The sequence below is a fragment of the Bradyrhizobium sp. 521_C7_N1_3 genome (genome assembly GCF_052075975.1).
Taxonomy (GTDB): Bacteria; Pseudomonadota; Alphaproteobacteria; order Rhizobiales; family Xanthobacteraceae; genus Bradyrhizobium; species Bradyrhizobium japonicum.
In genome coordinates this window covers 10,167,128-10,179,755 of record NZ_CP197232.1, presented here as the reverse complement: position 1 = coordinate 10,179,755, position 12,628 = coordinate 10,167,128, and the positions used below count along the sequence as shown (strand labels likewise).

Here is a 12,628-nt window from a genome sequence, read left to right as displayed (position 1 = left end):
GATGCTGCATTCGTCACTTTCACAGTCCCATCACAAGGACACTACTCAATTTACCATGTGGTGTGTCTTGTTTAGGCTGGGCTGGATCAACGTTGGCCACATCGATTTCCGATGCTGCCGACCTCACGCGCCATCTCTGCCGAATGCGCGCTGGCGTTACGCGACAATCGTCGCGTGCTTGGCTCTCCAGGAGGGCTGGTCGGTTGAAACCATCAGCCATGCTTGGCTCACCACGGACGTACAGGCGTCCAGCCGACTTGGTGCAAGACGATTGCGGCTCACGAAGTCAGACAATGCTTACTCTGATTTGACCGTTCTCAAGTCGCACCGCCATCTGCCCATCATAGGCCGTCTTGGCTTTAGCGGCTTGACGTGCTTTCTCCCGGACTCAGGCGCGGCATTTCCGGTGGCTTCTCTTTGAAGGCCTATGACCAAAGGACTGCTTACTTTGTGCGTAGGTCCGCCCGCGGTGGCCTCATCGACTTGATAGGCATCTTCGAATACTGCGGTTTGGTGTCGGTGACCCTGGTCGCAGCGATTCTTGGCGATGTGCAACGCGATCCGTCTCCATCGGAGTAAGATGAGCCAAGATCGCGCCTGTAACCAACAGTACCCTCTGGTTGCAATCTGCCGCTCGCCAGTCTAAGCTTGCCGGGGGACCATATCATGGGTACTGAGGTTAGCTCAGTTGCAAGTCAGCAGTTTTGGCGCCGTCGGCTCGCGAACCTTCGACGGAGGCGACCAAACGCTTCCTCTCCCGTACTTGCGGCTACCGATGCCAACCAGCGCTCGCACGTCGGTGTGGACGACATCCCTAAAATTCGTCTCGAAGATGTCCCGCACCGGCACGAACTTGAGTTGTCAGACAGGCCAAAAGCGCCGCAGGCGTCACCGCCACTCGCCGGCGATAACCGCGACCGGAAGGCGCCGCGCCCACGTCGCGCGCGCCGGCCGAATACTAGCGAGTCACAACATACCTTACCGATCCTCAGCACGAATGCCCGCGACGTGCTTCTTGCAGAAGACGTAAGAACGCTCAGCGGTTTATTTCAGTTGCTGAAGTACGACATGTTGCATCTGGCCTTGGAGAGCAGGCAAAACCTTTACGATAGAAAGCTAAATGCGCATCTCTATCCAAATCACCAATTTAGCAAGATTCTGCTTTTTGCGTCCATGTTACTATTTCTGTTCGGCGCATCATTAGGCGGTGTCGTTATCTTTCTGGCCGCATTTTTATGGCGAGAACGCCTCGATGGGTAAACTTGCCCTGACTTTCTCTGCTTCTATGGCGCTCGTCGTAACGTTTCTCACCTCGATCATCGGGAAATTCCCGGATTGGGTTACGAACAACATTCTGTCGAAAGGAAGCTCGCTACACTATCTTCTTTTCAGCGAGCTGAAATACGATCTGTTGGCGATTGCTGCTCTCGCAGCGCTCTCACCTCAAATTCTAGCCGCCGCTAAATGGTCACTAGACACCTCTATCAGGCTTACGTTCCACGGTTCCTATTGCCTAATCCGTCGCGAACGAAGACTGACCGGCATTTTTCTGATCGCATCACTACTCATCGCAGCGCTTTCATTGGGCCTATTTTTGCAGGCAGTCGAATCCTACGCTTTCGTGGCGGCGCGGGAATACCACTACAGTGGGCAAATAAACCATAACCGGATGATCGATCAGGCAAACGCTCTGGGTAAGACCCACCTCTCGGACTCGATCGCACTTCTGCGGGAAATAGGAAAATCGGACCCTGACAATCCCGACCGCGCCATCGACGCCTACATCGAAAGATACGAAAAGATCAGATCAAGTTCAGATCAACTCGCTCAAGCCGGTGAAAGTCTCGCTCAGCGGAACAGCTACGCGCTAGCGATTGTCTATTATCAACTGGCCGTCCGAATTTTTAGAGACAACCAATTCGCAAAAGACAGGATCGCCAAATACAAAGACAGATTCGACGGCTCAAAAGCGAATCTGGAACAGTTCTTTCTTCTTTGCAAAGATCAAGGTAATCTTCGTACACTCGTCGACCGTATAGACGATTTTGGATTCGCCGTGCGCGAACCCGCCTCAGTCAGGCGACTGAAGGCCAAAGGCATGGACGACGACACTGCCGGTCGGATCTATCTGCAGCTGTGCGCCGACGCTCTGCATCACAAAAGTCCAGAGGAATACATCGCGAGCCTCCGGACCCAAATTTTCGGCCCTGATCGAAAGGCTGGAACGTGAGGAGAAGTCTTTCAGCGGTATTTGTCTTACTGATACTTGTCGCAGGCACAGCGCTAGTAGTGGCGCCACCGGTCGCGCTCGGATACCGCTACAACGGAGATCTCGTAGTACACAGGGTTCGTTCTTTGATTCCCGCGACGAAGCGTTCGAGCGCGATTGGGGACGTGTCGAGTGAAAGTGGCGCAAAATAGCTCGCTCCTGCGGTTGGCTTTGGCGATTCTCTGCGTCGCTCTTGCGGGAATAGCGGTGAGCGATTTTTTGAGAGAGCACTCACGCACCGTAAGAAAGACTCAGAACCACTACATCGAGGGGAGCGGCGGCGGCGTTGCGGATAACGTAGCTCTCGATGATCAGAACCTAGACGAACCTGCCAGCCTGCGAAAATTACGCGAAGCCAATTTCTTCACCGACACCGTTCGGGAATCAGCCGCCGTGCAAAAAGTGAAGCCGTTTTTGGGAGCGCAGTATCGCGATCGATATTTCGGAACGCTTTGGGACCTGCTTTGGTATTTGGATTTCATGGGCACCGAGCCCGTTTTTTACACGGCAGTAAGATCTGCATTAACATCCGGCGCGTTGAAGGAAAGCAATCCCATCTGCGAAAAGATCACGGACTGCGAGCCCGTCGACAAAACCGTGACACTGAATAACCTGAACGCGCGCACGCTCTTCGACATCCTTAAGAGAAGATACGTCGATCGTGCGGTGAGAGCTTATGAAGACCTTGCATTGGCCGAAGCCCGCCAACTCGTTCTGGACGGGATGAACCTCAGCCGGCTCTTTCGCATCTCGAGCGATACTGACGAGGCAACCGTGGGTGCGTACAACGAGTTGGTAGTTCCGCTCGTGTTTCTCTCCAAGTACGCTACCACGAACTCGCTACCAAAGAGCAGCGATCTTCGTGCACTGACCAATCCGGAGGACCGGAACGTCGACGACATTTTAGATGGCGACATCAAAACATACTACAGCGCCTTGGCGTTGATGTACGAAGGTTGTTTCAGCAAATCGTCCGTGGCATTCGCGCAAGGCGCGGCATCGGCGAACGCGGGCATGGTCAAGGAGCTTTTGTCGTTCATGGCACTGCGCTCGCTGACGACACCCTTTCTAGCGATGCATAGGCGCAAGCATTTGCAAACGGATGAAACCAAACCTGATACGGTGTTTGTCTACGATTGCGAGGAGACGATCGACGCCAGTCATTTCCTGAAAAGCTATTCAGACTTTGGAGCGGCACTTAAGCAAAATATCACCCATCCAGGACTCTCCGCCGACCTCGAATATTACAAGACCCTTGTACCTATCAGCGCCGGTGCACTGGCATCTTTGCGGGCCGACTTATTGAAGACACATCAGCAAAATGCAACTAGCAACAACGGCGACAAAAGGATCGCCGATGATTCAGCCTGGTCCTGGGACGGCGGCCTAGCTTACGTCGTCAAGGGCGACGATACTTTTGATAGCATTTCTAACAAATGGAGCGTTCCGGTTCAAATCCTGAAAAAGCTCAATGGACTGAGCACCGATACAACGCTCGTGGTCGGTTCGCATCTAATAATTCCAAAGAGGGCGAACAAAGCGGATCAACGGTCGGACACATTGGGCAGCCCCACTCAGGTGTCGGCAAAACAATCAAGCGGGCAATCTCCGGAGGCCGATCCGAAACAAACCGATCCTCCTACAAGAGATGACGATGAGGTGGATGTTGCAGGGATGTTTCGCTGGCCCGTGCGCGGAAAGGTCGTCGCTGCCTACCATTCGAAACAAGCTAATAACAAGAACAACGATGGCATTAATCTGGCCGTGCCGGAAGGAACACCCGTTAAAGCAGCGGACGACGGTACCGTCGCATATTCGGGGAGCGAATTGAAAGGCTACGGGAATCTCGTATTAGTTCGTCACTCGAACGGGTTCACTACGGCATACGCGCACAACAGTGATTTGCTTGTAAAACGAGGCGATACCGTCAAACGAGGGCAGATCATCGCCAAGTCAGGCCAATCTGGTGAAGTTTCGGAACCACAGCTGCATTTCGAGATCCGAAAGGGTTCTGCGCCGGTTGATCCCGTTCGGTATCTCAATTGAGCCAAACACATCGCGCGGTGCTTTGCAGTCGAACGGCCTCCACGCCATCAGGTGGCTGAGATAAGCTTACTCTATGATTTCCGCGGCTGCCGTGGGCAGAATTTTCTCAAGGCGGCAGCCGTAGTAGTTTCGGCGTAGCACACTTGGCTGCAAAGAGCTTTAAACTGCTGCTTAAGCTCAGGATGCTTATAGGCTAAATTGCGGTAGTCGCTAGCCTCGCGGATGGTCGTGAATGGTTCGCAGTCTGGCGATGAATTCTCTTCGAGACCGGCGCAATTGCCGAGCAGCTGTTCAATGAACTCGCAATCGCCTCGCGTGTAAGGCGCGCTCGTAACTGATGCCGAAGATAAAGCGAGGGACAAGGTAACGACCACAAGGTATCGCATAACGCGCAGTTCCACATAAGTTGAGTATATGTGACAATAGCGGAACTGCACTGAATATCAAAGCTAGTGACACTCACTCTGAGGCGGGCCGGTCGTCGATAAGTGGAGTGGACGCGGCAGCCGGATGGAGGAAGCTTGATCTGGGGTGCTGCCGTCAAGGCTCGAGTGGGACGCCGGGCAACGGCTGAACCAGTCGAGCACGACCGCGAGATAGACGAAGCCGCGCTCCGTCGTCATGTAGCGGATGTCCATCTGGTCTGCGAAGGCAAAATTGGACAGTTTTGGCTAGAGTTTTCCGACCTGATTCCCAGGCTGACCGGGGCGCAGCGAACAACGATGAAAGCCTCCAAGTTTTCGTACCCCAGAAGGCGTTCATTTCAAAGCAGGGGCCATAACGGCGTTGCCGCTAGCGGCATGGCCCGGTGCCGCTGCGCTCTCCCCGCCTGCAGCCAAGCCAGCGAGTACCGCCAACATCGCCGACGCTCAAGCTCGCTATATCCGTTCTCAAGGCGTTAGCCGGTGACGGGATACAAGCTCGCTCTGCTCGATGGCGTCGTTCAAGATTTGTCCGATAAGGGCGGGCGGCGAAAGAGGCGGGAATGGCGGCATCTGGACATTTCCGTGCGCCTATATTCTAAGTTGTGGGATGACCAAACATTTGACGGCCGTTGTCTACCTATTTGCAATTTGCACGCAGGCCGCGGCGCAGACCGCCGCCGACCCCACACAAGCCATCGGCACTCCAGACATCCCCGGGCTCAACATCGTCTGGCTGGCCCCGTGGGGAAGGCCGGAACTGGCGCGTCCGTGGCGTAACATCATCGTGCACCAGTCTGAAGGCCCGCCCGGTTCGGCGCAGCGCATGGCGCTCAAACAGATGGAGACGCCTGACCGACGCGGCGCGACGGTCTGGGTCGAGACTGACGGCACCGTCTATTGGTCGGTGGTCGAATTCGCCGCGCCTAAGCATGTCAGGGGCAACCGCGACGACAGCAAGTACATCGATAACCGCGCCACCTTCCACCAGATAGACAATGCGGATTCGATCGCCGTGGAATTCGTCGGAAACTATCCTAACGTGCGGCGCCCGGTTACGCAGGCCCAGGCCGACGCCTGGCTGATTTTGGCGAAGGTGCTCCTAGCTAGATATAGTATTCCGGCCGAGAACATTTACGCCCACGCATGGGTCGATTACAAAGACCGGAGGTATTGCGAAGGATGCGAACTTGCGGCGTTGGCTAGGGCTGGCCGGAAGATTCTAGGGTCTCGGCTGGCCAGGGCCCACTCAGGTGGCCCTTCCCCTGAAAGTTTGAGGTAGCTGCGAATCCCTGTCTACATTATTCTATGGACGCGGAAAACTATGCGATCCCGGATGATCTTCCTGACAGACTCTTAGAAAATCGTGGATCGGTATTATACTGGTCCGACGATAAGACCTCAGTCACTTGCATAGAGTCGACAAAATGCCCGGCTCTTCTGATTTTCTTGTCGACGCTGTCAGTGCCGAGTAGCCAGTTTCCAATCTTTGCGTATCGACAAACTTTCGGCTGCAAGTTGCGACGGCACAAAATCCATAGAAGTCCTTCCAGCTTGCCGAGGCCAGCGTCGTCCTCGTAGATGTGACTTATGAAAACGTTCTTCGTAAGCTCTGCTATGGAAATCTGCGAACCTGCCCATAAACAAATCTATTGCTCGCATTGCGCGAATTTCTATCTACCCAAGGATAAGTTGCGTCGAGCGCGCGGCGACGTCGCTAGTCTAGGTATCACCGGCTGAAGTTTAGAAGTCGCCTATCACGTTCACGCTTTTGCACTTGCGGCACATCAAAGGGGGATGTTCATTGGGCGCACCAATTTCTAACGTCACCTGGAGGCAGCATCTCGCAACGCTTGAACCAAAAGTGTCGAACGCGTTTGATGTCGACTTTCACAATCGCTATGGCGACCGCCTGTGGCTCCCGTCTGATGCGGACAAAGTAGCCGCGCACACATTCCATATCGAGCTCGTCTCTCGCGTAGCTACTCAACCCCTTGGTTATTCAAGCGGCGTCGAGCAACAGGCGCTGGCGAGCATCTTCGAGTTGTTCGGTCACGCGAGAGCTACCACACAACAATGGCCCGACTGCCAGACGTTCGAAACCATCGTGTGGTATGTGCTGAATATTTACGTAAGACCGTTCACCGCAAAATGGCACTCGCGAAGCGAGTCGGGGGAGCTCAACGCTCTAGACAGTTCCGATATTTTTCGTGCCGAGCTGGCACTTGTCAGAGGACGCTTGATCGAACTTGATCGCGTCTTGAACTCTATCCGCGATTGCGATGGGTTCGCGACGCTGATCGCGGGCCAATCAATCAATCGCGCGGTCGAGACGGAAATGGACCGAACGGTAGGATGGCGGCCTATGGGCGAAACGATGCACGAGCCTCGTTCGAACTTAAGTGAAATGGAAGAAGAGAAAGTCCGCGAACGGCGAAAGTTTTACGATGTTTGCGAACGCGACTGGGCTGCAGGCTTGGCATTGTCTGGTGGCGGCATCAGGAGCGCAACCTTTGCCATCGGCATCATGGTCGCTCTTTCGAAACGCGGCCTGCTTCCGCAGTTCGATTACCTTTCGACCGTCAGTGGCGGAGGCTACGCTGGCTCCTTCCTGACTCAGCTATTGGGGACCGCTACTTCTGGAAGTAATCTAAGTCTCCGGAGATTGGACCTACCTTTCAAACGAAGTGAAGGAGAATCCGAACTCTTGCGCCGCATCCGACAAAGCTCGAGTTATCTCTCTGGTTCAGTTTGGGAACGTTTCACATTGGTGATGGCTCAAGCACAAGGTATCTTCTTAACCTTGGTCATTGTGCTTTCGTTGATCTCTGTCGTCGCTTTCGGTGATTATTTGCTTCGCTATGAAATTTCAGACGAAATATGGCGGCAAATCGCGCTGTTTTCCTCTGCCGGGCTGATCGCCCTCTTTCTGGTCGTGCCTTTACTTCGCGGGTGGGCCGGTCAGTCACTCTCCGGTGGAACAAACTGGCTGGCTCTTCTCGGAGCGCTGTTTGTGATACCGCCGCTATGGGTTGGCTTGGGCAGCATGCATCACCTGTTCGATGTCCTCCTGTCGGAGAGCTTAGGTGTCGCGCAGCTGATCATCATCTGGACGGTGGTCGGATCATTGGTCATTGTCATCGGCGCCACATTTGGACGAATTAGCTTGTCTCGCCCGATCGTTCTTTCGGCCATTAGCATTGTGATACTCGCGGTGGCTGAAGCATCGGCATACAGAGTCTTCCAAGTAGCGGGCGTTGGTTCAGCCGCGATGTTCACGACGGGATCAGTACTAATCTCGATCGCGCTATGGTTCGTTCTGGATATCAATACGACGTCGTTACACAACTTTTATCGGACTAAGTTGGCAAAGGCGTTTCTGGTTGATGAGCAATGTCAGCCGGCGGAGCCCGCCAAGTTAAGCAATCTTGACTGCTCCCGGTCTTTGTTTCCGATATTGAACTGCGCGTTGAACGTTCCGGGGTCAATTGATCCGAAGATGCGAGGTCGTCATGCTGACATTATGTCATTTACACCTGTGGCAGCCGGGGCTTCTCTCATAGGTTATTCGTCAATAACGGATTGGGAGGAGGCAAATTCGTCGCTTGATCTTGCAACCGCTATGGCTCTGTCCGGCGCCGCGGTTTCGCCTCAGTTGGGCTTGCAAACTCGACGGTACAGTAGCTTCTGGCTGACCGTTCTAAATTTGCGCCTGGGTGCGTGGCTCAGGAATCCAAAGGCGATTGGTCGAAACATCAAACGCCCAACTGTGAAGAACTTGCTTCAAGAACTGCTCGCAATGGCTGACGAGAAGGGGGCCTACGTCCAGATCTCGGACGGAGGGCACATTGAGAATCTCGGGGTGTACGAGCTCTTGCGCCGCAGGTGCCGATTTATCATAACAGTTGATGGAGAGCAGGATGAGAAAATGACGTTTCACGGGCTAACGAATTTGCAACGTCTTGCTTACATCGATTTCGGAATCGCGATCGAAGCTAATCTCGAGGATCTACGAATTAGCAATGAAGGTCTGAGCCGATCTCATTTTCGCTTTTGTCGTATCAAATATCCGACAGGAGAATCGGATCGAGGAGAAGAGATTGGGTATCTCGTCTATCTGAAGCTTTCTTTGACAGGCAATGAAGGGGAGTTCATCAGACGATACAAATTGGATGAGCCGGCGTTTCCTCATCATTCAACAGCGAATCAATTCTTCACCGAGGTTCAATTCGAAGCCTACCGAGCTCTGGGCGAGCACATAGGTGATAAATTGTTTTTGCCGGCCATCACTGGTCTAAGCGACGGTCCTGCGATCGACATAGGGGATTGGTTTATCGGGCTGGGTAGCGCGTTTCTTGATCCGTTGCCGTAGGAACCCAATCAAATTATGCGCGAGAAAAGAGACGCTACGCCACAACGATTAGCATTGTCCATTTTCGAATGTCCGCGCGTACCGCCAGCGGCGGTTGCCCGAAGCAGTTCGTTCGTAATCCCGCAAATTCCATGAAGCCAGCTGGATTAGCGTCGACTTGGTGAGATCTATGATCTGCATCGACGACTTGCAAGGTCGAGTACTTGAGGTGCTATTTCGTTTGGGGGCAGTTCACTTGAGCTCACAGACAAGACGACAGGAATGATACTTCTAACTGAAGGCGTCGACTTGATCTAACTCGGTCAGGCTTTATTTCGATCGCCAATATTGACGTGTCCGCAGTACAAGCATCGTTCTCGAACTATCGATCGCTGTATTTGGTTGCTCGATTAATTGATCGCCGGCCCTGATCTCGCTCGTGTCCATGAAGAGCTTTACGCGCTCACGTCCCTCGCATCGATCGTACCTCACAAAAGCGTCGAAGTCGCACTCGTTGCTTTCGAGCTTCAGATCTCTTGGTTTATCTGCAGCGGTCGTTGCTTCAGCCTGCGAGCCGACTAGCGAAGCCCAGTCTTTAAAATCGCTGGCAAAGAAAAAGGGGAGTTGTGGGGTCGACTAATCCCTGCACTATTGCGGCTAGCGTTTTACCGCCAAAGTAGGAACGCTGAGGGATCTTAAGCTTCTCGACGATGGTTCGAGGATCTGTCGAGCGAGTAAGCCAATCGGCGTAGACTTCTTGGACGCCTCCAAGACCCGTCCATCCATATTTGCGCTTCTTGGACATCTCCCAGATCCGCGCGCTGATGGCCCAGCCAAACAAAGAGCTAAAGCGCGATGAGGACTCGTCCAACGGTCAGCGCGTTTCGGGCAAACCTGGTTTGAGCGGTTGTCCATTTTCTGGCGAGGTATTCGGAGGGGCTGGGCATTGAGACTGTGTCTTTTCGGAACCGGGCCCGGATCGAGGGCAGCTATTCTTGGCCGCGTGTTGAAGCCGGCCCCTAACGTCGGCCAGCAGGGCGGGGAAGATGGCCATGAAGTTTCGCCCGGGGCAATCCGTCGGCGCATGATCCATATGCACGCTGACCCGCTCAGGAGGCAAAGTCCAACTCGTCAACAGCGCTATCAGAAGACTCCGAAGCGCAATCAACTGCGCTTCATCGGGTTTCTCCTTCTCGAAATCCCCTTCAAGCACGACCTGGATATAGCCTTCGGTGTCGTAACCTGTGTTAGTATCGCCCGCAAAATGCACATCACGTCCTTCGGCAATGGTGCCGCGGTCATCGATATAAAAGTGGTAGGGAACGTCGGGCCATGCAGGCTTGTCCTTCTTCGCCGAGACCTTTCCGGGGCGTTGTGAGAAATTTTGGAGGCCGCGCATTTTCGCTTCAATTGAAACGGCTCGATTCATCCGGACGCCCGTATGATGTAGCACGATTCCGGTGACGTGCTGCTCCTTCATGCCCGGAAGCGGCGGCTTGGCGCCCCATTCACCGCGCGTGCGGATTGAAGGGGCCGGCGGCAACGCTTCTGTGGCCCCAACTGGGTACTGCTGATCTTCGGGCTGTTTCGGCTCTGCGGCAAGCGGGGCGGAACTGCAACTGTCGGAAATGCTGAGCAGGAATCCGAAGATTAAGGCGGCCTTCATGAACGGGGCCAACATGCGTCTATCTGTGAGTGAGGCAGTTGCGTTGTGAGCGCCGTCAGTGCGTCGCATTTTACGATACTTCATCCTGGCTAATTTGACTACCGCCAATCGTTCCCAACCAGATCGTGTCGATCGGTCAGCGCTGCGCGAATGGTTTGCCGCATGGGTCCTTCTGTTCCACTCGGAGCACTTTCGTCAGTTGAAATCTGTGCGCCTGCACCAGCGTCCAATAAGGGGACACGTTCTGGAAGCCTGATCGAGTGGGAATCCTGATCTCGAAATGCAAATGCCGCGCGGTCTGATCGTAGAACGTGTTACCGTCCCGCAAGCCTGTCTTTTTATTGTTCTTCGATTCCAGGCCATCAGCATACGCTAACACACACCCCTGTTTGACATCTTTCGGGACCGAACTCGGAATGCCATGCCTTGTCAATTCCGATGGCCTCATGTGACGATAGATGTAGTCAATATTGCTCCCGTTAATGTCGGATATCGTCACGGCCGGTTGATCCGGGAAGCGACGAAAGGCAACACCGTCCACCACGGCCCTGAGCGGAAAATGCGCGGTACGTTTGTTCCAGTTTTTGCCCCATACATCCTGCCCCGCATGCCCGTGGCCGTCGCCATCTGGACAGGTGTACAGCCGATTGGCTTCCCGATCCTCGCAAAAGTTATCACGCCAATTTCCGACTTCAGCTTTTTTGATTTCGATTCCGTTATGCAAGCAGGTGTGACCTTGGTCCTTGTCACCGGGATAGCACCTCTGATCTTTACGATAGATTACGGTCTGTGCCGCCGCACGGAGATCGGTCGGAAACAAAAGTTGGCCATAGAGATGAAAATCTTCCGAGCCACCGCCTCCCTGTACACCCGACCCCGGAAGAAGGTCGCCGGGCCGACTGTAGGACGGTAGTCGGATTCGTCCTGCGTTCGCGGCGTCGTACTCAAGCGAATTCACGGAGTTTGCCAGCTTGTGCAACGGGTCGTTTACGGCGGGGTTTGTCTTCGACCTCGGTGACCCGCCAATGAATGTCAGTCTGCTGAATACTAATCGTGCCAAGTCGCGAACCTGACAGTCTGGATCCCCCGCAGCGTCGCACAGAATGTCGACCTCAATGAGGGCTCCGGCGAATAGGCAAGAAATGGCCGCTTCGCGCGTACCGAAACGTCTGTCGTCTATCAATCCGAGGCGTCGGCTGTATTCGCGAAGATACGTGTAGAATTGTCTATTCGCAGCCTCGTCGTTGCTTGCGGTCTTATGAGCGTTGGTCGCAATAGTTCCGCAACTGTCGAGAATTGGGAGTCGCCCACCGGCGACGTCCGACAAATCGTAGAAGACACTGGATCCGGAAATCACGACGGTCGAGGTGTTTTTCAACCTGAAATAAGCTCTATACCCATAGGGACCAGGGTAGAACGCTAAAGAACCCAGTGGAGCAAAATAAGAGTCCGGCCCATCCTTATTCTTGATCTGACCCGACGCGATTATCTCGCCAGCGAGTCTTTTGAAGTCGATTGGCAGCAGCACAGGTGCACCTGCCAGAAATACGTTTGGCCGAAGAGTTGACGCGATCACGTTTATGGTCTGCAACTCGGTGGACATCACCGCGCCGACAATTGCCGGACCTACTTTCCTCGCTTCCGAGTCATACCCCCTCAATTTCCGAACGGCGGTCAGGATATCTCCATTGGTGTCCACGAAGGTCTTCACGGCAGCGTTCCAGTCGATGTTGGCAAGTTCGTAGGGCGCCATCTCCGCTCGCGCATTGGGGATCAACGAACCAATGATCAGCGCAGCTATAAGCCTCACCAGGGTGCGCAGCAGTTGCATAAAAAATCTCCAATTTAAAGCAACACTACGACAGAGAAAAGAA

The 12,628-nt window shown here is 54.1% G+C and carries 8 protein-coding genes; 5 read left to right on the top strand and 3 right to left on the bottom strand.

Going from position 1 to position 12,628, the window contains the following annotated elements; translation table 11 throughout:
* Positions 1–666 precede the first annotated feature (666 nt).
* From AB7008_RS48190 to AB7008_RS48175, 4 genes are all read left to right on the top strand, one after another.
* Positions 667–1,260, top strand: coding sequence for a hypothetical protein (locus tag AB7008_RS48190; protein WP_441261157.1), 594 nt, complete (start codon positions 667–669; stop codon positions 1,258–1,260).
* The gene (locus AB7008_RS48185; RefSeq protein ID WP_441261156.1) at positions 1,253–2,230 is read left to right on the top strand and encodes a hypothetical protein; all 978 of its coding nucleotides are present in this window, start codon (positions 1,253–1,255) and stop codon (positions 2,228–2,230) included. Before AB7008_RS48190 ends, AB7008_RS48185 begins: the two co-directional genes overlap by 8 nt.
* Before the next feature lie 171 nt (positions 2,231–2,401).
* Complete coding sequence (locus tag AB7008_RS48180; protein ID WP_441261155.1) at positions 2,402–4,315, top strand: LysM peptidoglycan-binding domain-containing M23 family metallopeptidase; 1,914 nt, start codon at positions 2,402–2,404, stop codon at positions 4,313–4,315.
* Positions 4,316–5,347: 1,032 nt separating this feature from the next.
* Positions 5,348–6,019, top strand: a complete 672-nt coding sequence (locus AB7008_RS48175; RefSeq protein ID WP_441261154.1) for a peptidoglycan recognition protein family protein — start codon at positions 5,348–5,350, stop codon at positions 6,017–6,019.
* Between the two features lie 40 nt (positions 6,020–6,059).
* On the opposite strand, the gene AB7008_RS48170 is transcribed toward AB7008_RS48175, so the two are convergent.
* Positions 6,060–6,254 (bottom strand): hypothetical protein, encoded by a 195-nt coding sequence (locus tag AB7008_RS48170; RefSeq protein WP_441261153.1) that lies wholly within the window; start codon positions 6,252–6,254, stop codon positions 6,060–6,062.
* A 287-nt stretch (positions 6,255–6,541) separates the two neighbouring features.
* Between AB7008_RS48170 and AB7008_RS48165 the strand changes: the two genes are divergently transcribed.
* Positions 6,542–9,109 (top strand): hypothetical protein, encoded by a 2,568-nt coding sequence (locus tag AB7008_RS48165; RefSeq protein ID WP_441261152.1) that lies wholly within the window; start codon positions 6,542–6,544, stop codon positions 9,107–9,109.
* Between the two features lie 853 nt (positions 9,110–9,962).
* On the opposite strand, the gene AB7008_RS48160 is transcribed toward AB7008_RS48165, so the two are convergent.
* Together AB7008_RS48160 and AB7008_RS48155 are read right to left on the bottom strand one after the other, a co-directional pair.
* Positions 9,963–10,769 carry a peptidoglycan recognition protein family protein gene (locus AB7008_RS48160; RefSeq protein ID WP_441261151.1) on the bottom strand — a complete coding sequence of 269 codons (807 nt, stop codon included), beginning with the start codon at positions 10,767–10,769 and terminating at the stop codon, positions 9,963–9,965.
* 121 nt (positions 10,770–10,890) lie between these two features.
* Positions 10,891–12,585 carry a hypothetical protein gene (locus AB7008_RS48155; RefSeq protein WP_441261150.1) on the bottom strand — a complete coding sequence of 565 codons (1,695 nt, stop codon included), beginning with the start codon at positions 12,583–12,585 and terminating at the stop codon, positions 10,891–10,893.
* Positions 12,586–12,628 lie beyond the last annotated feature (43 nt).

What these genes read in the sequence shown, in the direction of transcription:
- AB7008_RS48175 (WP_441261154.1), top strand. Translation starts at nt 5,348, where the DNA reads ATGACCAAACATTTGACGGCCGTTGTCTACCTATTTGCAATTTGCACG.
- AB7008_RS48155 (WP_441261150.1), bottom strand. Translation starts at nt 12,585, where the DNA reads ATGCAACTGCTGCGCACCCTGGTGAGGCTTATAGCTGCGCTGATCATT.
- AB7008_RS48190 (WP_441261157.1), top strand. Translation starts at nt 667, where the DNA reads ATGGGTACTGAGGTTAGCTCAGTTGCAAGTCAGCAGTTTTGGCGCCGT.
- AB7008_RS48160 (WP_441261151.1), bottom strand. Translation starts at nt 10,769, where the DNA reads ATGTTGGCCCCGTTCATGAAGGCCGCCTTAATCTTCGGATTCCTGCTC.
- AB7008_RS48185 (WP_441261156.1), top strand. Translation starts at nt 1,253, where the DNA reads ATGGGTAAACTTGCCCTGACTTTCTCTGCTTCTATGGCGCTCGTCGTA.